General features: G+C 64.0%; 16 protein-coding genes. 14 read left to right on the forward strand and 2 right to left on the reverse strand.

Going from position 1 to position 21,420, the window contains the following annotated elements; translation table 11 throughout:
• Nucleotides 1-22 precede the first annotated feature (22 nt).
• Nucleotides 23-1,399 (reverse strand): MFS transporter, encoded by a 1,377-nt coding sequence (locus tag BW934_RS11570; protein WP_076348253.1) that lies wholly within the window; start codon nucleotides 1,397-1,399, stop codon nucleotides 23-25.
• Nucleotides 1,400-1,665: 266 nt separating this feature from the next.
• Between BW934_RS11570 and BW934_RS11575 the strand changes: the two genes are divergently transcribed.
• From BW934_RS11575 to aroA, 14 genes are all read left to right on the forward strand, one after another.
• Entirely contained in the window at nucleotides 1,666-2,328 is a 663-nt protein-coding gene (locus BW934_RS11575; protein WP_076348255.1) for a type 1 glutamine amidotransferase domain-containing protein, read from the forward strand.
• Between the two features lie 216 nt (nucleotides 2,329-2,544).
• Complete coding sequence (locus tag BW934_RS11580) at nucleotides 2,545-3,063, forward strand: hypothetical protein (protein WP_076348257.1); 519 nt, start codon at nucleotides 2,545-2,547, stop codon at nucleotides 3,061-3,063.
• Nucleotides 3,064-3,260: 197 nt separating this feature from the next.
• Nucleotides 3,261-4,754, forward strand: a complete 1,494-nt coding sequence (locus tag BW934_RS11585; protein WP_159437317.1) for a TIGR02677 family protein — start codon at nucleotides 3,261-3,263, stop codon at nucleotides 4,752-4,754.
• Nucleotides 4,751-5,995, forward strand: coding sequence for a TIGR02678 family protein (locus BW934_RS11590; protein WP_076348261.1), 1,245 nt, complete (start codon nucleotides 4,751-4,753; stop codon nucleotides 5,993-5,995). Before BW934_RS11585 ends, BW934_RS11590 begins: the two co-directional genes overlap by 4 nt.
• The gene (locus tag BW934_RS11595) at nucleotides 5,955-10,043 is read left to right on the forward strand and encodes a TIGR02680 family protein (protein ID WP_076348263.1); all 4,089 of its coding nucleotides are present in this window, start codon (nucleotides 5,955-5,957) and stop codon (nucleotides 10,041-10,043) included. The genes BW934_RS11590 and BW934_RS11595 overlap by 41 nt, the downstream gene beginning before the upstream one ends.
• Nucleotides 10,040-11,332, forward strand: a complete 1,293-nt coding sequence (locus BW934_RS11600) for a TIGR02679 family protein (protein WP_076348265.1) — start codon at nucleotides 10,040-10,042, stop codon at nucleotides 11,330-11,332. Before BW934_RS11595 ends, BW934_RS11600 begins: the two co-directional genes overlap by 4 nt.
• Before the next feature lie 59 nt (nucleotides 11,333-11,391).
• Complete coding sequence (locus tag BW934_RS11605) at nucleotides 11,392-12,006, forward strand: trimeric intracellular cation channel family protein (protein WP_084182588.1); 615 nt, start codon at nucleotides 11,392-11,394, stop codon at nucleotides 12,004-12,006.
• Between the two features lie 155 nt (nucleotides 12,007-12,161).
• On the forward strand, nucleotides 12,162-12,530 hold the full coding sequence (locus tag BW934_RS11610) for a TIGR02328 family protein (protein ID WP_076348267.1): 369 nt from the start codon (nucleotides 12,162-12,164) through the stop codon (nucleotides 12,528-12,530).
• A gap of 19 nt (nucleotides 12,531-12,549) precedes the next feature.
• Nucleotides 12,550-13,572: an EAL domain-containing protein gene (locus tag BW934_RS11615; protein ID WP_076348269.1), complete on the forward strand. Its 1,023-nt coding sequence runs from the start codon at nucleotides 12,550-12,552 to the stop codon at nucleotides 13,570-13,572.
• Nucleotides 13,573-13,633: 61 nt separating this feature from the next.
• The gene (locus BW934_RS11620; RefSeq protein ID WP_076348271.1) at nucleotides 13,634-14,851 is read left to right on the forward strand and encodes a glycosyltransferase; all 1,218 of its coding nucleotides are present in this window, start codon (nucleotides 13,634-13,636) and stop codon (nucleotides 14,849-14,851) included.
• A gap of 9 nt (nucleotides 14,852-14,860) precedes the next feature.
• Nucleotides 14,861-15,496 (forward strand): adenylyl-sulfate kinase, encoded by a 636-nt coding sequence (gene cysC, locus BW934_RS11625; RefSeq protein ID WP_076348273.1) that lies wholly within the window; start codon nucleotides 14,861-14,863, stop codon nucleotides 15,494-15,496.
• 3 nt (nucleotides 15,497-15,499) lie between these two features.
• Nucleotides 15,500-16,426: a sulfotransferase family protein gene (locus tag BW934_RS11630; RefSeq protein WP_076348275.1), complete on the forward strand. Its 927-nt coding sequence runs from the start codon at nucleotides 15,500-15,502 to the stop codon at nucleotides 16,424-16,426.
• 18 nt (nucleotides 16,427-16,444) lie between these two features.
• Nucleotides 16,445-16,930, forward strand: a complete 486-nt coding sequence (locus tag BW934_RS11635; protein ID WP_076348277.1) for a nitroreductase family protein — start codon at nucleotides 16,445-16,447, stop codon at nucleotides 16,928-16,930.
• A 2-nt stretch (nucleotides 16,931-16,932) separates the two neighbouring features.
• Nucleotides 16,933-18,282: a 3-phosphoshikimate 1-carboxyvinyltransferase gene (gene aroA, locus BW934_RS11640; protein ID WP_076348279.1), complete on the forward strand. Its 1,350-nt coding sequence runs from the start codon at nucleotides 16,933-16,935 to the stop codon at nucleotides 18,280-18,282.
• A gap of 12 nt (nucleotides 18,283-18,294) precedes the next feature.
• Here aroA and BW934_RS11645 read toward each other — a convergent pair whose 3' ends face one another.
• Complete coding sequence (locus BW934_RS11645) at nucleotides 18,295-21,420, reverse strand: efflux RND transporter permease subunit (protein ID WP_076348281.1); 3,126 nt, start codon at nucleotides 21,418-21,420, stop codon at nucleotides 18,295-18,297.

The raw sequence follows: 21,420 nt of genomic DNA on the forward strand, positions 1-21,420 counted from the left end.
TCGGTCTTGAGGTCGTTCTTTGTCATGCCACAGACTCTTCGGCGGCTTCTTCTAGGGATAAGGCTTTCGTTTCCGGCAACAGGATCCATGTGAGGACGGCGGCAACGCCGCATAGTCCGCCAAGCATCAGAATGGCACCGCCCTCGCCCATTCGGGCAAAAAGGTGGGGAAAGACGAAGGCTGTGATGGCCGCGCCAAGTCGGCCTGCAGCCACAGTCCATCCTTGAACCGTGCCTCGTATTTTCGTGGGGATCAGTTCTACGCCGAGCATGCCCGACGCGGATACCGAGCCCGGCCCCATTTGCGACATCAGGTTTTGGGCTCCGTACAAAAGGAGACCGATCCACGGGGCAGCGTCAACTGACTTCATCACGCTAAACAGGATGAGGCTTAGGCCCATCCCGACGAAGCCGATGACTTGCATGGGCTTTCTTCCTAACCGGTCGATGAGCGCCAACCCAATCAATGCCCCAGGGACGGTAAAGGCCAGCTCCATCATGACCTGAAACACCCCTGAGGGGATTCCAAGGCTTTTGGCGATTAAGTTGGGGCCAAAGAGAATGCTGGAGTAGGCGACGATGTCGAACAGAAACCACAGAACACATGCGGCTGCGATACGTTTGCGGTGGGAGCGAAAATACGTCCGCGCGCTGGTGTCGTCCCGCTGTACGGGGACATGCGCATGCGGTCCGACCTCACCCACGACGTGCGCGACGACTCGCTCGAACGCGAGCTCGTCCCCTTGCACACGGGCCACATAGCGCGGGGTTTCGGGAAGTTTCCGCCGCAAGTAGATGACAGAGGCCGAAGGTAAAGCGCCGAGAGCGAGCACGATCCGCCATACGATGTCCGAAGGCACGCCCCATGCGTTGAGGAAGAGGGTCACCAGGCCAGCCAAAGCTGCGCCAAGGCCCCAGGTGAGTCCAAATCCGAGGGCCAAGCTCTTGCCGCGATCGCGAGCGTTGGCATTCTCCCCCATGATCACCGGGGAGAGGACGTAGTCAGCGCCCACGCCAAAGCCGAGAACGAAACGCACCGCGATAAGCTCTGGGATATTTTGAACAAAGGCTTGCGCCAGTGCCGCGATCGAGAGAATCAAGACGTCCAATCCGTAGAACCGTTTTCGTCCCCGATTGGCGAGTGGACCAAACGCAAGCGCGCCAAGGGCGGCTCCGACTAAGGCGCTGCCTGTGAGGCCGGAGCTCTCCCAACCGGTCAGACTCTTCTGTCCAAAAGATGCTAAAATGAAGGGGAGCACGACGCCGATGGATGACAGATCATACCCGTCGGTCAAGACGCCCATTCCGGTGGTGAGCACGGACTTCCAGTGGAATGTGTTCCACCGAGAGCGGTCCAAGTGGGCGAAGGTGGATGGATGGCGAAGATCGCGGGCTTCCATGATTGACCTCCTTGCGAGTTGTGGTCCTTTTACACCGTAGGACGTGCGCGTAAATCAGCGGTGAAGGGTTGTTGAACCGCGTGTAAAAAGTCGATGGGGAATGTGTGAGGCGAGGTTTGCAAGCCGGCGTCTGATGCTTCCTGTGCCCTGCACCTCCGTGTCTTGCGGCGTGCCTCCGCAAGGCGGCGGAGGGCGTGGGTGGATTTGCGCTCGGCTGCACAAACTTATAACATGTTAGTTGCAATAAAAAAGGAAGGGTGATTCGCGTGGCCAAGAAAGTGCTCATGGTCGTCACCAGCGCAGACAAGATGACGGACGGGCACCCGACAGGTCTCTGGCTGTCGGAGTTCGCCGAGCCCTACACGGAGTTTAAACAAGCGGGTTATGAGGTGACCGTCGCAAGCCCGCGCGGCGGGCAGGCGCCCATCGATGAGCGTAGCGTGCAAAACGGCGAGATTCACCAATGGCCCGAGGCCGTCGAAGTCTTGAAGGAGACCCTCCCCCTTTCGCAGGTGTCTGCGAAAGACTACGATGCCATCTTCTTGCCCGGCGGTCACGGCACCATGTTTGACTTCCCGGACAGCGCGGAACTCCAGGCGCTTATCCGCACGTTTGCGGAGTCGGGCAAGGTGGTTGCCGCCGTGTGTCACGGCCCCGCGGGCCTCGTGAACGTGCGGTTGCAAAATGGCGATCCGCTGGTCAAGGGCAAGCGCGTCACGGCATTCACCGACGAAGAGGAGCGCGCCGTGCAGCTGGATGATAAGGTGCCCTTCTTGCTCGAAACGCGACTGCGCGAGCTGGGCGCCCAGTTTGTGGCGCAGCCGATGTGGTCCGATCACGTCGAGCGAGACGGGAACCTGATCACGGGTCAAAATCCGCAGTCGGGCATTAGCGCCGCGAAGGCCGTCATCGAAGCGCTTGGGGCTTGATTTGGCGCACGCGACATCCCGCCACCGCGTATGCGGAGGCGGGATTTTTGATGCTCGCGACGCTGTCCCTTCGCGCGAACGGGGCGGCATTTGGCCTTGTCACAGAACCGCCAAGATTGAAGCGGTTGCATGTGAGCTGATTTTGAGGAGCCCGTGGCACTTTGGTTCTTGGACGGGCGGGATCGCCCGAGACAAGAAAGCAGAGGAGATGGGTGTATGAACCGCAAATCCATGTTGTCTGTGTTGGGTGTGGCAGCCGCAGTAGCCCTGATGGTGACGGGCTGTGGCACGGCCAACAGCACGAACAACACGGCGTCGAGCGGTGCGGCCAGCACAGCCGTCACGGTGAAGCACGAGCACAAGGGGGCCAATGCTTCGAAGACAGAGACGAAGCAGACCGAAGCGAAGTCGTCGAACAAGGCTGGAGAAACGGCGAAGTCGTCGGTGAAGCTCACGGCCCCGGTGGCAGGCGCGACGGTGACGGCCGGCGGCACGCTGAAGGTGAGCGGCCAAGTGTCGTCGAACCTCGCGAAGAAGGACGTGCAAATTACGTTGACAAATAGCGCGAAGAAGGTGCTCGTGCAGCAGATCGTCGGTACGAATAGCACCGGCGCATTCGTGGACACGCTCAAGCTTCCAAAGTACCTTGGGAAAGCCGGAAGCGACCTGACGCTGTCGGTGTCCGTCGTTGGCGAAAATGGAGTCGTAAGCACCTTGTCGCTGCACGTGAAGTGAAGGTTTGTCAGAGTGAAATCGCTCGGGAAAGGCGTGGAGTGAGGCTCCACGCCTTTCTTATTGCGCAAGTCCAGCCTGGCGCAGGATCTTGCAAATCCCCCTTCCTGCTTGCTGGGGTTCGCCATGCAGGGCGCAAAAATGAGTTAAGATGTGAACAAAGAATGGTGGCCGGTGTGCGCCTCCGTGGGGGTGAGTTCGTGCCGAGCATCGGTCCTGAACATCTGAGACCTTTGTCCGAGTTCAAGTATCTCAATGCGGAGAACGTTTCGCGTTATCGTCTGATCATGAGAATTTTTTACGAAAACCACATGAGGCTTCGCTACTGGTTGCGTCCCTTGGATGTTCACGGCGCGGTGCTCGAGACGGGCCTGATTCCGGGTTACACCGTCGAGCAGTGTGAGCAGGACCTCCAGGTGCTTCACGAGTGGGGCAATTTGGAGTGCCAACAAGACAAGGCGAAATCCACAAGCATTGAAGAGTTTAAGAAGAAGCGGTTTCGGTATCAGATGACCGCGGTGGCGGTCGAGATCGAACGGCTGTTGAATGCCCTCGAGCAGGTTCAGGGCTATGGCGGCGAACTCGACGCGACGCCGCTGGAGACGATAGCGAGAATTTTGCGCGACATACGGGAGCGGGCCCAGGAAATGTCTCGCGCCGAGAGCTTCGCGGTGTGGAAGGAGCTCATGGACCGCTTCCGCCGGCTTCACGAAAACGCCGTGGACTACTATGCGCAGATCTCGAGCGCCAAAGCGGAAGCCCTCATGCAGACAGAGGCCTTTCTCGCATTCAAGGAGGATCTGCGCCGCTATCTTCAACAGTTTGCGCTGGGACTGCAGCAGTTTGGCGCTCAGATTGAAGGCACGCTGCGCGCGCTTTCTTCGGATGTGGTGGAAGCCTTCTTGTCGAGTGTCACGTGGGGAGAAATGGAGATTCCCAATCTGGAGGACCGGCGCGAATTCGATGAGCGTATGGTGGCCCACCGCGAGGAGTGGAGGTCGCTCGAGGGCTGGTTCATAGGCCTGGATGGCGATGACAGCGAGGTCGTGAAGTTGGAGCGCGCCACGAAAGAGGCCATCGGGCGCGTGGTGCGGCAGGCGCTGGCACTGCAGGAGCAGGCTCGTGCGGGCGTTAGTCGCAGGCGAGATTTGTCTTATCTCGCGAGGTGGTTCATGAGCCTTGACTCGATTGCGGAGGCGCATCGCCTCGGTGCCGCTGTGTTTGGCTTGTACGTTCCGCGCCACTTTCAGGGTGAGCCGCCGCGATCGACCGATTCAGCGGACTGCTCCATGTGGGACGAGGCCCCCGTGTTCCGCGCGCTTTCACCAAAGACGCGTGGACCACGGCAGCGTTTGGCGGTGTCCCCTGTCCGGGATCGCGCGGTGCAAAAGGCGAAGGCGACGGAGGCGTGGCATCAGGCTCAAGCGAACGCGCGCGATGTGGAGCGCCGGTGGCTCCGGGAGGGGACGTTTTCCATGGCCGAATTCGACGAGCTTACCGTGGAGGACCGTGGCTTGTTGCTGCAATGGGTAAGCCGCGCGCTGTCGAGGGCGGATCGCCGGTTTCGAAGTCCGGAGGGCTATCAGATTCGAGTTGAGATCCCGGAACATGGAGAACGCCATTGCATTGTCTTTTCAGATGGAGAGATGGAGATGCCCAATTTCAAATTTTACATCTGGAGGGAACATCGATGAGGCATGGGCGCTCGCGAGGTGAACGGGAGGAACTCCAGCAGGCGGCACGCCTCCTCTTGTCGCGCCCGTGGGTCACCAAGGAGCAACAGCCCGAGGAGTACCGGCTGGTGCACCGTCACCAACATGCGCTGCGGGACTGGTTTCAGAAGATGGCCGGCTGGGCTCTGGTGGTGACGAGTGAAATCGCCAAGCTTGAAAAGCAGCCTGCTGTGCATCGGCCGTGGATGCGAATCGACGAATTTCTTCATCCGCGGGATTACGCGCTGTTTGCCTATGCGCTCTGGTTCCTCGAAGGACGGCAGCGCGAAGAACAGTTCCTCCTGTCCGAGCTTATCGATGCCATTGGCGAAGAGTCGCGCAGAAACGGGGACGAACTCGACTGGACGAACTATGATCACCGCCTGTCCATGGTCCGGGCGCTCAAGAAGTTGCGCGATCTCGGCGTGCTTCAAGCTGTGGACGGCGAGGAGAACGCTTGGGCGCGCGACGACACGCAGAACGTGCTGTACGAGGCGACGCGACTGGCCAGGTACGTCATGAATCGGTTCCCACGCGATTTTGCGTCGTACCAGACCATTGACGAGTTGTACGAAGCGGACATCTTCATGGGTTCGGACGGATCGAGCGAATGGGAGTCTTGGGCGACGGCGCACAGGCGCCACCGTGTGATTCGGCGGTTTCTCGTGGAACCCGTGGTCTACGATGCAGACTTCTCCGAGGAGGAACGCAGGTATGTGCAAACCCAGCGGAGCTTCCTGGTCGACCGCATTGAACAGCTGACGGGGCTTATGGGCAGGCGGTTCCGGGAGGGCCTATTGTTCACGTGGCCCGACTTGCGGGGCGAATTCGAATGGTTTCCGGGTGAGTCGACGCTGTCGGACGTCTGCCTCCTGGTTGCCAACGTGCTGGTGGAGCGCATTCGCGAGAAGCACGCGTCCCTGGCACCAGCTGAACACGGACGTTACCATGTGCCGCTCGGCGAGTTGGAGGCGCTCATTTTGGAGCTGCGCAACATCCATGGACCGCGCTGGTCAAAGGAACTGCGCGAAAAAGCCGTGGCTGCGCTGACGCGCGATGTGTTGGCCATGATGAGCGAGTGGCATTTGGTGGCGTGGGACGGCGCGGACGTGTGGCTGCTTCCCGCGCTCTCGCGCTACGTGGGCGCCTACGATGGAGAACTTGCTCAGGAGGAGGGATCAGATGGCGCAGCGATATCGACTGTCTCGCGCGGGGCTTTTTAACTTTTGGCTCTACGACGACGAGACGCTTGAATTCGATCACGGCCGCCTGCTCCTCCGGGGCCCGAATGGCGCCGGAAAGTCCGTCACGATGCAGTCGCTTCTGCCGCTTGTGCTGGACGGCGACAAGCGACCTGTTCGGCTTGATCCGTTCGGGTCGCGGGATCGCAAGATTGAGTTTTACTTGCTCGGTGACGACCAGAGCGGCGTCCAGGATCGGATTGGCTACCTGTGGTTGGAGTTCGTTCGCGGCGAAGCGCCTGAGGCGACCAATGTCACGGTCGGCATCGGCTTGCGCGCGACCCGCGGCCGTTCGGCGGTCCAGTTCTGGGGATTCGCGATCACGGACGGGCGGCGGGTGGGCAAGGACTTGGTGTTGTACGATGAAACGCTGTACTTGAAAGAAGGACAGAAGTATCCGCTGGATGCGACGAAGCTTGCCGAAGTCCTGGGGCCAGGCGGTCAGGTGGTGCGCACGCAGGAGGAGTACCAGGCGCTCGTCAATCGCCTGTTGTTCGGCTATCGAGACCTTGGCGCCTATGCGGATCTGCTGAACCTCATGATTCAAGTGCGCTCGCCCAAGTTGTCCAAGGAGTTTAAGCCTTCAACGATGTACGAGACGCTTTACAGCGCCCTTCCGCCGGTGGATGAGGACGAGCTCGCATCGCTGGCGAACATGCTGGAAGATTTGGACGAGCATGCGGCGCATTTGGAGGAGACGGTGCAGCACCGCATTCATGCGGAACGGCTGTATCGGGCGTATGATCGCTACAACCGTGTGGTGCTGTTTCAGCGGGCACAGGCGGCGCGCGAGGCGCTGAACGCGGAAGAGGAAGCGCAGGACAACGTTCGCAAGGCGGAGCAAGTGTGTGGACATCTGAATATCGCGCTGAGCGAACTTGAGCAAACCATGGGAGAAGTGGAGGCTGACGCCGATCGGACCGAGGCCGAGCTGGAAGCACTCGAACATTCCGAGGCGATGGGCATCCAGCGGGAGCTCGACGGAATTCAGCAACAGATCGACTTGTTGTCGGGCGAGGAAGCTCGTGCGCGCAACGCGCTGCGCGAAGCGGAGCGGGATCTCGAGCGCCGGCAGGAAAACCTCCGCAAAGCGGGGGAACGCCGCAGCCGGTGTGAGCAACGCATCGCGGCGGGGCGCGAGACGCTGGATCGCCTGGCGGATGCGGCGGAATTTGCGGGTCATGCCGTGTACGCGGGCGCAGATGGGGGGCTGGTCCACCCGGACGACGTGTTCGACCGATGGTTGGCTGACGTGAAGGCCCATGCGGAACGCCTCGAACGCGCGATTACCCTGGGCCGGCAGGAGGCAAGGGCGCGCGAGCGCGCAGCGGATGCAGAGCGAGCCATGGGCGAGGCCGCCATGAGGCGGGACACCGAAGAGGCGAACCTACGTGCGGCGGAGTCGCGCTTCGAACAGACAGTGGAAGCGCAAGAGGACGCCATCTTCCGTTGGTACCAAGGCCTGACGGAGATACCTGCCTCGGACGAGACTTGGCGCGCGGCGCTGTACGCGCTGCGAGCGTATCCCGACGCGCCGTACGAAGAGGTGATGCGCCCCTTCCGGAGGGCGCAGGAAGACGCGATCGGCGAGGCCATGCGGCGCGAGCACGAGCTTCGCGCAGCGATGGAGCGTCGTGTCGAGGAGAAGCGGGCGCTCGAGGGGGAGCTTGCAGAGTGGCGCGAGCGCAGAGATCCCGAGCCGCCGCGGCGTGAGGCGCGCATCGCTTCGCGCATCCGCCGGCAGCGTGCAGGCGAGGTGGGTGCGCCGCTTTACATGGCGTGCGAGTTTCGTGACGGCGTCGATGCGCGCACGCAGGCGGCCCTGGAACGGGCGCTTGAGGCCGCAGGGCTCATTGACGCCTGGATTTCGCCGTCTCGGCCTGCTGTCGAGCCGGGCGAAGAGGAGGTATGGATTGCACCTCGGCCTGCGCTCTTGGGCTATACGCTCGCCGATTTCCTGCGGCCGACGGTTCCCGAGGGATCCGGGCTTCAGGCAGTGGACGTCGAGGACGCGCTGCGCACGGTCGTGATCGGCGACGAGGCTGATGCCGGGCAGGCCGCCGTCCAGCCGGACGGACGATATCATCTCGGGCCGCTCGCGGGGTACACGGATGAGAAACCCCATGCGGAGTGGATCGGATACGAGGCGCGGAGGCGCACCAAACTCGCGCGGATCAAGGAGCTCGAGTCTGCCATCGCAGTCGCCGAGGCGGAGATCGCTCGCTTCGCGGAACAGATAGAGGCGATGAGGCGCCACCGCGCGCAGCTTGAAGAAGAGATGCGGGCGTTTCCGCTCGAGGAGCCGCTGCGCAGGGCGCGTGAAGATGTCGACCGCGCCAAGCTCCGGCTGGAGGAAGCCGTTCTGTCGCACAGGCGGCAAGCCGAGGCGTACCAGGAGGCGCGGGCCAAGTGGCGCGCGTGCGAAGAGGCATGGGTGGCCGAAAGATCGGCCTGGGCGCGGCTAGCGCAGCTCGAGGATTTTGTGGAGGCACTTGAGCAACTCCAACGGTATCGCGACAGCCTCCACGATGTGCGCCGCTTCTCCACCGAATACGTCCATGTGACCCACGAGGTGTCGCAGCTCGGGGAGGACATCGAGCGGATCACGGCGCGGGCGGACGCGGAGCGGGAGCGCAGCGTGGAGCTCATGCGCCAGCAGGAGGGCCTGCACGTGCGCGCGGAAGCGCTGCGCGCGCAGCTGCGGGCGCTGGGTATTATCGATATGTATGAGCGCCAGAAGGAATTGCGAGCACGTAGGGACGCGCTTCGCAGGCGCCACCATGACCTCGCAGCGAAGCGCCGGGAACTCGATGAGAAGGCCGGCATGGCGAAAGGCCGGCTGGAGCAGGCGCAGAGCGCCCTTCGCGAGAAGGAGCAGGCGGCCGAACGCGCGCTCGAGGCGCTAAGAGCGGAGTGGGCGCTCGGGCTCGTGGACGGGATCGCAGAGGAGCTTCGTCAGCCTGCGGGACGCCAGGCGCTCGCGCGGTTGGCGAACATCGTCTACCGCGAGATCCGGGGACTCCATGGATCGGAACACGAGGGAAGCGCGCGGCAGCGGCTGATGGACGAGCTGGAGTGGGTGCGAAATGTGCTCGTGGACTATGCGCTTGAGGGGACGTACGACGACGTGCTTGAGCGCATGATGGTGCGATCCGTCCGCGACCGGAACCGCCCGTTGACACCCTACGCCCTGTGGCAGGAGCTCGTTCGACTGGAAGACGAGCAGCGCCTGTACATTCAAGAGCGCGAGCGAGAATTGTACGAAGAGATCTTTATGCGCAGCGTCGGCCGTGCCATTCGCGACAAGATCAACCGCGCGGAGGCATGGGTGCGTCAGATGAACCGGTTTATGTCGCAGCGATCCAATGGCTTCGCGCTGTCTCTCGAGTGGCAGCCGCGCCCGGCACAGGACGAGAGCGACATGAGCGCTGAGCGGCTGGTGGCGCTTTTGCGCAAGAGTCCAGAACTGATGCTGTCGGAGGAGATGGAGGACTTGATCCGCCACTTCCGTACGCGCATTGACTACGCGCGCCAGGAGGCGGAAGGCGGAGGATCGTTCCGCGAATGGGTGTATCAGTTGCTCGACTACCGGCAGTGGTTTGAGTTTCGCCTCTTCTTCCGAAAGGCGGGCATGGCTTCCCGGCGCGAGCTGACGGACTCGCAGTTCAACGTCCTGAGCGGCGGCGAGAAGGCGATGGCGATGTACATCCCGCTGTTTGCCGCTGTGGACGCGCGCCTCAGCGACGCTCGGGACGACGCGCCCCGCATCGTCTGCCTCGACGAGGCGTTCGCCGGCGTGGATGACGACAACGTGCGCGATATGTTCGCACTGCTCGTGTCGCTCGACTACGACTTCATCATGACCAGTCAACAGATCTGGGGGTGTTACGACACCGTGCCGTCTCTGTCCATCGTGGAGGTGCATCGCCCCCTGGATGTCGACGTGGTGACGCTCATCCGCTTCCACTGGAACGGGCGAGTGCGCGTGATGAAAGTCCCTCACGAGGAGGAGGCCGTTCACCTGCCATGAGCGATGCCGGTGCACTGATTCGAGATGCGCTTCTCAAGCCGGCCCTCACGCGGCTGTGGGACGCAGTTCGGTCGAAATACGAGTCGCTCGGTCGCGCACGCGGCAACGTAATTCTCTCCGATGCGACGCCTGATGAGCAGGAGGCCATCGGCGCGCTGTTGGGGATCAATCTGTTCGGCCAGACGCGCATTCAGGTACCGCTCGCGCGGCTCGAGGCTGCGCTTCTTCAGTCGCGGTTTCAACTCACGCTCGGCGAAGCCCTCGCCGCGCTGTTCGGCGAGGTGGTCACCCGCGAGGGTGCGCGAACCGAGCGTGAACGCACGGAACGCGCCTTTCGGGCGTACCTCGCGGCCATCGCGGGCGATCACGCCCCCTGGCTCGAGGCGGTGTGCGACGGGCGGGCGCCGGGGAGATCGCTCGTTGCGGATTGGCGCAAGCAGTTTGCCGAGATCGGGCGCGTACCGCACCTGGAAGACGTCCTGCGCGTCTTGAGCGCCCTCGATCCGCCACCCGATCCGCCCGTCCGCCTGCCGATTCTGGCCGCCAGGTACCTCGGCGATCCGCACGCGCTCGACCGCACGAATCCTGCGGGCAAAATGTTGTTCGCGTGGCTCGCCTGGCGGTACGGCGGGATGGACGCGGACGAGCCCGATTCTGTGGACGACGCGGACGGCCCGGCGCAGGATGAGGGCACTTCCGAAACGGTGCGCGCGTTCGGCCTGCGCGCGGGCATTCGGCTTGACGACCTGAGCCCGGTGGTCCACGTCGCCAATTGGCCTGGGACGGACGAACGCCCCATGGTGTTCACCCTCGCCTTGCTCGAACGCGCCCCGTTGCAACAGATTCCGCCGCGCCTGCTCGTGGTTGAGAATCCGGCCGTGTTTGCGGAGCTCGCAGAACGGGCGCGCGCACCGGTGGTCTGCTCGTATGGATGGCCCAACGCCGCCGTGCTGCGGCTGTTCGATGCCGCGACCTCCGCAGGCGCCGTCCTCTGGTACAGCGGCGACTTCGATCTCGGCGGACTGCGCATCGGCCGCTCCTTGTGGCAACGTTACGGGCGACAGTGGGTTCCGTGGCGCTTTGACAGCGCCATGTACACGTCCTGTGTCTCATTCGGACGCGTGCCGCTTTCCGAGGGAGAGCGAAGCCAGCTGGCTCGCCTGCAGGGCTCCCTTTGGGACCCGGAGCTTGCGCTTCGTATGCAGGCAGGCGGCGTGAAAGTGTTCCAAGAGCAGTTCGTCGATGCGCTCGTGCAGGATGCCGCAGACGTGGCGGCAGAGCCGCGCTGAACACGCGCTTCGACATCTTACCCTGGGCTGTGGAGGAGGAATGGGTCATCGTCTGGAGCGTGCTCAATGTCATCGGAACCATCGCGTTTGCCCTGAGTGGTGCCATCGTCGCCACGGAAGAGCGATACGATTGGCTGGGCGTCTACGTCTTAGGGTTTGTGGCGGCGTTCGGCGGCGGCATGATCCGCAACCTCATCGTCGGCCTGCCGGTGGCACAGATTTGGCACCAGCCCGTGCTGTTCGTCACGGCCGCCTTGACGATCACGGCGGTCCTCGTGCTCCCCTACGGCTGTCTGCATCGCTTTCGCCGGATCGTCACGTTTTTTGATGCCATTGGGCTCGCCGCATTTGCGGTGGAAGGCGCCATGTTCGCCTACAAGGCGCACAGCACGTTTGTGACGACCGTCGTGGCCGCGCTCATGACAGGAATTGGCGGAGGACTCATCCGAGATCTGCTCGCCTCGCGCAAGCCGCTGGTCTTTCAGACCGAAATCTACGCCATCTGGGCTCTCTTGGCCGGCGCCGCGGTGGGCCTGGGGCTCGTGCGCCAGGCGTGGGAGGAGTACGTGCTGTTCGTTTTGGTCGCCCTTTTGCGCATGCTGTCCGTGCGGTGGAACTGGCATCTTCCGCGCACCGGGCCGCCGCAGGAGCCTCCGGCCCGCGCGAGCGCGTAGGCGCGCTCGGAAAAAAAAGGGCCCGCGCTTTGCGCTGCGCGAATCTCAAAAATTCCTCAAGAAAATTTCAAGGTTGGTCAGGTACGCTGATGGATGAAGGCGATAAGCCCTCCAACAGCGCGCCATGGCCGCTTCGCAGAGGGGAGCATGTTCCTGTGCGGCTCTGGCATGAAGCGCTGATCCCGCGCTTGCCGCGCGCCCAACTCCTGGGCCAACACCGGGAGTGCTGCGCGCTGCGCGGGCTGGGCTGGAATCGGCCTCACGCGACGGTCAACTACGTGTTTCAACATCCGTACGAGTACTTGGTGCAGTACCACACCCTCATCATGGATGAGATGGAGCGGCGCGGGTATCATGTCGATCCCGCCTGGCGCGATCCCGCTTTCCGCGGCAAGCGCGCGCCTCGCGCGGACGTCGATCCCGCCCGCTACGCCGCGTCATCGCCGATCTACCCGGAGCACGACGAGAGGTATCTCGCCGAATGTCTCGAAAATCTACGGGCGAAGGGGATCAGCATAGAATGATGGCGCGGAGGTTTTCGAGATGGAATGTCCAGGATGCTCAGTTTCGCAAGGCGGCATACGGCTGCAGGTGGGCCCGGCGGATGCGGAGGGCGTGAGGCGCTCGCTGGCGTCGGCGCGTTCCGTTCACTGGTCGGACGACACGACCGTCCATATGCCCCCTGACGTGTTTGCGGCGCGCGCCGCGTATTGGCGCGAGGTGTTCGATACGCGCGCGTGGCGGGTTCGAAGCGGGGAGGCCGATGGCTCGGGCGCGCCCGAGCAGGCCTTCGATGCGTTTGTCGAGGGGCTGCCCCCGGTTTGGATCGACGAGCTCTTGGCCAGGGGAGCCATCCGCATGGCCATGCAGCCGATCGTGGACTTGACGCGAGGGGCCATCGTCGCGTGCGAGATGCTGGTTCGCGCGCAGGCGCAGGACGGCAGCTGGATCTCACCAGGGGCACTCTTCGACGCGGCGCGCGACCAGGCGCGGCTGTTTGCGCTCGATCGCGCCTGCCGGATCGAGGCCATTTCGTCGGCGAGCCGGCTGCCGAAGGACTGGGACGTGTTTGTCAACTTTATCCCGACGTCCATCTATGTGCCCGAGCACTGCCTGCGGTCCACGTTTGCCGCGGCGGATCGCCACGCCGTCGCGCACGCCCGCCTGGTGTTCGAAGTGGTGGAGACCGAGCGCGTGGATGACGTGGAGCACCTGCGCGCCATTCTCTCCTTTTATCGTCGGCGGGGCGTGCGGTACGCCCTCGACGACTTCGGCGAGGGCTATAGCGACGAACGCATGCTCCGGGCGCTTCAGCCAGATGTCGTCAAGTTGGACCGCCGGTTTGTCGATCACGTCGCGGTCGATCGCGACAAGCAGCGAGTGGCGGAAGGGCTCGCGCGCGTGGCGAGATCGCTCGGCATCAAGCTCTTGGCAGAAGGGGTGGAGCGGCCGGAGGACGCGACGAAGCTCCTGGAGCTTGGGTACACGTGGCAACAGGGCTACTTGTACGCGCGCCCCACGCTGGAGCCGCCGCGCGAGCCACTGGGCTGGCTGCCGGGCGCTTGACGCTGGAGGCGAGCGCTTTCGCTATACTACGGATGTACCTTTCGGACAGGAGGAGCATCCGTTGCCGACCGAGAAACCCAACGTCACCGTCATTTCGTACCACGCGCCGCCTGTGCTGAACGCTGAATCGATTCTGGTGTGGAAGACGCTCCAGGTGCTTCGCAGCTCGTTTTCCCTGCGATTGGTCACGGCCAACGTGGCGTCGGCCGACAACACCCTCGAGTTGCCGAGTGACATCGAGGTCAGGCGCCTTCCGACGTGGCTGCCCGCCGCCTACAAGCCGCGCCGCGCCGTGGAAAAGGTTCTCGGGCGATTCGTCGACGAGGCGTGGCTATGGGAGCGGCGCGCGCCTGGCGCGCCCGATGCGCCCGTGGATCTGATCTACAGCCGGTCCCAGCCTGGGGCGAGCCACCTGCTCGCGCTTCGCTGGAAGTTGGCGACGGGCAAGCCGTGGATCGCCCAGTTCAGCGATCCGTGGGCGCACAATCCGTACCACGTCGGGCGCACGGCGCGGCGCAAGGCGTTCGATGAGGCCCATGAGCGCGCGGTGGTTGCCAAGGCCGACGCGCTCGTGTTTCCCACGCGCGAGATCTTGGAGCAGTACGAGCAGCTGTACCCGCAGAGTTCCGTCGCGAAGAAGTCGATCATCCTGCCCCATCACTTCATGCCAGAGCTGTACCCTGCGCACGTCGCGCGCCCGGCCGAGGCGGCCGACAAGCTGCTCTTTGCGTATCTGGGCGATTTCTACGGCCAGCGTTCACCCGAGCCGTTTCTCGCAGGCTTGGCGCGAGCCCTTGCCGCGCGCCCGGACATGAGGCAGCGGGTCGCCGTCGAGTTCTACGGCAACGTGGAGTCCAAGTTCGAGCCGCTGGTGGCGCAATCGCCCGTTCCCATCCGCAAGGGGCGCGTCTCGTACCTGGAGAGCCTCGCGCGGATGCGGCGCGCCGACGTGTTGCTCCTCATTGATGCGCCGTCGCCCACGGGCCGGAATCCGTTTCTGGCCTCCAAGCTGATCGATTATTTGGGCGCCGGTAGGAAAATACTGGGTATTACGGACGTGGAGGGGACCGCCGCGGACGTCCTTCGCGCCGAGGGCCATCCCGTCGTGAGCCCGCGCGACGTCGACGGGATCGCGTCGGCCATCGTGGCGCTGATGGACGCGTTTGAGCGCGGCGAGTCGTTTTCCGTGCCCGTGCCCATGGCGTATTCCAGCGAACAGGTCGTGGGGGAACTCGCGGCCCACATGGAGCGTCTGTTGGGGGAGACACGCATGAAGTGAGGGTGAGTGATGAACACCATCGTGTGGCAGCCGACGCCGGTGACGAAGGCGGACAGGCGCCGGTTGAACGGGCACTCCAGTTGTGTCGTGTGGCTCACAGGGCTGTCGGGATCGGGCAAATCCACGATTGCCGGCGCGCTCGAACTCGCGCTCCACGAGCGCGGCGTGCGCACGTATCTCTTGGACGGGGACAACCTCCGCCACGGTCTGAATCGCGATCTCGGCTTTTCGCCTGAGCATCGCGCGGAGAACATCCGCCGAACGGCGGAGGTCGCGAAGCTGTTCGTCGACGCGGGGATCATCGCCATCTGCGGCCTCATTTCGCCGTATCGGCGGGATCGCGAGGCAGCGCGGGCGATGTTTGAGCCTGGGGAGTTCATCGAGGTGTTTGTCGATTGTCCCGTCGAGGTGTGCAGATCGCGGGATCCCAAGGGGCTGTACAAGCGCGCGCTGGCCGGGGAGATCAAGGGCTTCACGGGCATCGACGATCCCTACGAGCCGCCCATCCGCCCGGATGTCATGGTCCAGACGGATCGAACGCCGCTCCGGGAGTGCGTGCGGGCCATTCTCCATCACCTTGAGCAGCGCGGCCTGCTCGGCGCATCGGCGCAGCGCGCCGGCGAACGAGCGGCCGGGGAAAGGTAGGGGATGGACGTGGCGCGGCCCAACTTTTTCATCGTGGGTGCGGCGAAGAGCGGGACGAGCTCGCTCGACAGGTACCTGAGCCAGCACCCGGACATCTACATTCCGCCGAAAAAAGAGGCTCACTTCTTCTCCATTCCTGATTTTCCCGAGCGTTTCACAGGCCCCGGCGACGAGGGCATGAACCTGTACACCATTCGCGACGAAGAGGCGTACCTGAAGCTGTTCGATGGCCACAAGGGCGAGCGCGCCGTCGGCGAGGCGTCCGTATTTTACCTGTTCTACCCGGGCACGGCCAGGCGCATTCGAGAGGCGTATCCGGACGCGAAGATCCTCATCATGCTGCGGAATCCGGTCGATCGCGCCTTCTCCGCGTACATGCACCTCGTGCGAGACGAGCGCGAGACGCTCCCGTTCCGCGAGTCGCTTGCCAAGGAGGAGGAGCGCATCCGCCAACACTACGAGCCGCTGTGGTATTATCGTGCCGTCGGCCTGTATGCGGCGCAGGTCAAGCGGTATCTCGACGTGTTTGGTCCGGAGCAGGTCAAGGTGATCCTGTTCGAGGAGTTCGCGCGCGATCCGGTTCAGGTGGTCAGGGACTGCTGCGCGTTTCTCGGCGTGTCCACGGACTTCGTCCCGGATACCTCCGTCCGCCACAACGAGTCTGGCATTCCGAAGTCGAGATCGATTTACAACTTCATCGCGAAGCCAAACGCGCTGAAGGAGATCGTGAAGCCCTTCATTCCGGCGAGCGTGCGCGAGCGCCTTGGCAACCGCGCCAAGTCGATGGTGCTTGGGCGCATGGAGATGGAGCCGGACCTTCGCGAAGAGCTGGCCGCCTTTTTTGCGCCGGATATCGACCGACTCGAGGCCATCCTCGGACGAGATCTGTCCCTGTGGCGCCGCGCTCGGCGGGCCGCGGGATCGCAATGAACGCTTGGGGGGAGAGGCATGGAGGTTTTGGAGGCGATTCGAGGGCGCCGGCACATCAAGCTGTTCAAGCCGGACCCCATCGATGAGGCGACGTGGATGAGCTGGTTGCAGGAGGCGGCGAATGCGCCCAATCACAAGATGACCGAGCCGTGGGAGATCATCGTCGTGGGGCCGGAAGCTCGGATGAATCTCCGGCACGGTGCGAATTTTGGCGATGCGCCGGTGGTGCTCGCGGTGCTCTCGAAGCGGGGGGCGTCGCAAATCGAGCGCGACGAAAACCTGATGGCGGTGTCGTGCTTCCTGGAAAACCTGAGCCTTGTGGCGGAAGCCCACGGCGCAGGCATTCGCTGGACCTCCATCGGTTGGCAAGAGCATGCGCGCGAGGTCCTCGGCGTGTCGGACGAGTACGAGATTGCCAATATCATTGGGTTGGGCTATCCGGCAGAGGTACCGCCCGCGAAGCCGCGCACGCCCATCGCCGAGAAGATCCGGCGGGTGCCGTGAGGATGGACGCGAAGCACGGTGCAGACCTCGAGGCGAGATCGCCCTGGGCGCTCGAAGGGTATCGCCTGGCCCGCGTGGGGCCGATGCCGGGGCGGGTTGACGCGGACGTGCGCGTGCCGGGATCGAAGAGTGTGACCAACCGTGCGCTCGTCATCGCGGCCTTGGCCGACGGCGAGTCGGTGCTGTCGGGCATTTTGCAGAGCGACGACGCCTACTGGTGCATCGAGGCGCTGCGTTCGCTCGGCGTCCGGGTCGACGTGGAGGGCGATCGCGTCCGCATTCAGGGGGCAAACGGCCGGTTTCCCGCGAGCCGAACCGCGGTGTACACGGGCGCGGGTGGGACGACGGCGCGGTTTCTGACGGCCGCGCTCGCGGCCTCGAGCGGCGAGTACGAGATCCGCGGAAGCAGGCGCATGAACGAGCGGCCGATGGGCGAATTGTTTCGGGCACTCCGCACGCTGGGGGCCGACATTGTGCCGCTCGAGCGGCCGGAGACGTTGCCCATCCGCCTGCGGGCGCGGGGCCTGTCGGGCGGCGCGGTGGAGATGTCGGGGGCGCAATCGTCGCAGTTTGTGAGCGGCGTGCTCATCGCGGCTCCGTACGCGAAGGCCCCGACCGAGGTGCGGATTGTCGATCACATCGTTCAACACGCCTATGTCGAGATCACGCTCGACATGATGCGCGATTTCGGGGCGCGCTGCAGTGCGGACGATGAGCTCACCTCCATCTCGGTGGAGCCGTGTGGGTACCGCGGCCGCGCGTACGACATCGAGGCGGATGCATCGACGGCCTGCTATTTCTTCGCCGCGGCCGCCGCGACGGGGGGACGGGTGCGGGTGACGAATCTCACGCAGAACACCCGGCAGCCCGACGTCCATTTCGTGGATGTGCTCGCGAAGATGGGCTGCGACGTGAAATCGTCTCGCGCGGGCATCGAAGTGCGGGGGCCGGAGAAGCTGCGCGGCGGCTTTTCCATCAGCATGAAGGAGATGTCGGACCAGACGCTCACGCTCGCGTTTCTCGCGCCGCTCGCGGATGGCCCGATTGAGATCACGGGCGTCGGCCACATTCGGCACCACGAGTCGGATCGCCTGCGCGTGATTGTGGAGACGCTCTCGCGCCTGGGCGTCCGCGCCGAGGAGCGCGAGGATGGCGTGCGCATCGAGCCGGGGACGCCCCGCCGCGCGGTGCTCGCGTCGTACGACGATCACCGCGTGGCCATGGCGCTGTCCGTGCTGGCGCTTGGCGCCGACGGGCTGGAGATTGAGGATCCGGGATGCGTCTCCAAGACATGTCCGACGTTTTTTGATCACCTGCGCGCTCTGGGGGTGCCGGTTGAACTCGTCCCGTGACGGCCGGGCTGGTCACGGAGCCGATGGCTCCGCGCCAGCCCGCTTTGGTTTGTCGCGCTTGCCGCTGATGGCGAGGTACACCGCGGGCACGAGCAAGAGCGTGACCATGGTGGAGAAGGTCAGGCCAAAGGCGATGACCGTCGCCATGGAGGCGAGCGTCTCGGCGCCCTTGCCGTAGCCGATGACGAGGGGCAACATCGCCAGGACGGTGGTGGCGGTGCTCATGAGGATGGGGCGCAGGCGGACGGGACCGGCCTCCATCAGGGCGTCGCGCAAATTCGAGCCACCTCTTCGCAGCCGATTCGCGTAGTCGACGAGGACAATCGCGTTGTTGGCGACGAGGCCCATCACCATGATGACGCCGATGGCGGAATCGACGTTCAGCGAGCGATGGGTGAGCACGAGCCCGAGCGCCGCGCCGATAAACGTGGGCGGCAGCGAGAACATGATGACGAACGGCGTGACGAGCGACTCGAACAAGCTCGCCATGAGCATGTACAAGAGCGCGACCGAGAACGCGAAAGCCCACAGCATGTCGAACATGGTCTGCCGCAAAAATGCGCCCCCTTGCCCGAATCCCACGCTGTATCCGTGTGGCACCTGAATCGACTTCAGCTCCTTGGACAACGCCAGCTGCGCCCGGCCCTCGGTGATGCCGTACGGCGTCGCGCTGACCTCCACGGTCCGCAAGCCGTTGATGTGCGTGATGCTCGGCGGCTCAAACCCGTCGGAGACGCTGCCCAGTTTCGTGACCGGAACCATGACGCCCTGCTGGTTTTCCACCGTGAGATCCTGCAGGTGGGCGAGGTTTTGCGCGTAGCTCGGCGGCAATTCGACGACGATGTTGTACGTGTTGCCGTTCACGTCGTACGTCGAAGCGATTTGCCCGCCGACGTCGGCCTTCAAGACGCTCTCGACCGCCTGGGCCGTGAGTCCGTACTGGGCGAGCAGGGCCGGATCGAGCTTGAGGGTGACGTTGGGCATCGCCGTCGTGGCGCCGTTTTGGATGTCTTCGAGCCCGTGGACGCGGCGCATGGCGTCTGCGACCTGGTTGGCAAGCCGCGTGAGTTCTGCGACGTCGGGACCCTGGATTTGGACCGAAATCTGATCCGACGCCGGCCCACTCGCCCCATTCGCGGACGCGGCGGAGGCCGTGACCGTCGCCCCGGAAAACGACTGCGTCAGCTGGTTGAACTGGGCGGTCATGTCCTCCACCTCCCGGCTGGAGATGGTGTCTTGAAAGCGCACGGTCAGCGTGGCCTGATTCGTGGCGGGCAGGGCCGAGTAGCTGTTGCCGCCCACCTGCGCGTCGATTTGGTCGATCCCGTGCAGGTGCGCGCGGGCGAGCGCTTCGACGCGCTGGGCCACCTGCTCCGTTGCGGCGAGAGACGTGCCGGGCGGCGTCTCGATGCTCACGGTCATCTCGTCCTCGCCGACATTGGGCACGAGCTCAAACCCGATCTTCGGCACCATCGCCACGCTCGCGACGAACATGAGGGTCGTGATCGCGAAGATGATCTTGCGGTGGGACAGGCTGAAGGCGAGCAGGCGCCGATACACCCGCGTCAAGCCGTGCATGAACCGGGCCGACCAGTCGAACGGCGCGTACCAGCGCATGGGCGCGTCAAGGCCGGGAATGCGATCCGGCGCCTCGAACCGCCGGCCGGTCAGGAGGCGGGAGGCGAGCATGGGCGTAAAGGTGAGCGCCACGAACAGGGCCGCCACGTGCGAGAACGAAACGGTGAGCGACAGGGGGCGGAAGAACTGGCCGGCGATGCCCGGGACGAAGATGGAGGGCGCGAACACGCACACCTGCGCGCACGCAGCGACGAAGACCGCGAGGCCGACCTCTTCCGTGCCGACGACCGCCGCCTCCATGGGCGAGAGGCCGCGCTGCCTGGAGCGGAAGATGGATTCGAGCACGACGATGGAAAAGTCGACGAGTGAACCCAGGCCGACCGCGAGCGACCCGAGCGTGATGGAGTTGATGGACAGTCCGGCCGCGGCCATGAGCGCGAAGGTCGACAGGGTGGCGATGGGAATGGCCACGGCGACGACGATGGTCGAGCGCACGCTGCGCAGGATGAGGAGTATGACGAGAATGCCAAAGATGAATCCAAGCACCGTGTGGTTGACGACGGTGTGGATGGTGTCGCGCACGGGCTGTGCGTCGTCCGTCAGCACCTCCACGTGCACGCCCGGGGGCAGCTGTTGCTCGAGGCTCGGAAGTGCCTGCCAGACGCTGTTCGAGACCTGGACGATGTTGGCGTCCGAAGCCTGCGAGATGGAGAGCGTGACGGCGGGGGCGCCGTTCACGGTGCTCACGAGATCGATGGGCGCGTGGCCGTCCTGAATTTGCGCGATCTGACTCAGTTTCACCGCGCCGCGCAACGGAAGCGGGATTTGAAGCTGGCCGAGATCGGACGGGGACGAAATTTCTCCGCTGACGTGCAGAGGGATGAAGAGCGTCCCTTTGTGCACCTGCCCCGCGTCTGCCGACAGATTGTTGGCGGCAATGGCGTTGACCACCTGCTCGATGTTCAGGTGGTAGGCCTTGAGCTTGTCGGGATCGACCAGGACGGTGATCTGCCGCACGAGCCCGCCGGCCTCCTGCACACCTGCGACGCCGTTCAGGCGCTCGATGGCAGGTTCGACGACGTTCGCGGCGGCGTCGGAGACGGTCTGCAGCGGCACGCGCTTCGACCCGTACACGGCGATCCGCATGATGGGCAGGCTGTTGGGGTCAAACTGCTGGACGAGCGGCGTCGAGGCGTCGGAAGGGAGCGCCTGCTCGACGCGGTTGACGAGGCTGCGCATCTGGTTGAGCTCCTCGTCCAGGTTGACGCCGTAGTTGAACTCGACGATGACGAGGGAACTGCCGGCCGTCGACTGCGACTCGATGAGGTTGACGCCCGACAGCCCCTCGAGCGCCTGCTCGAGCGGATGGGAGATCTGCTTTTCGACTTCTTCGGGCGAGGCGCCGTTCCACGAGGTGACCACGGCGGCCACGGGCAGGTTGAGCTTCGGATACAGCTCCTCCGGCAGGTGGAGAAGGGAAAACAGGCCCACGGCGACGAGGGCGATCATCAGCATGGTGATGGTGACAGGTCGGCGGATGGAAAAATGCGCAAGCTGCAC

Origin of the sequence: Alicyclobacillus vulcanalis (genome assembly GCF_900156755.1) — a bacterium.
GTDB lineage: Bacteria > Bacillota > Bacilli > Alicyclobacillales > Alicyclobacillaceae > Alicyclobacillus > Alicyclobacillus vulcanalis.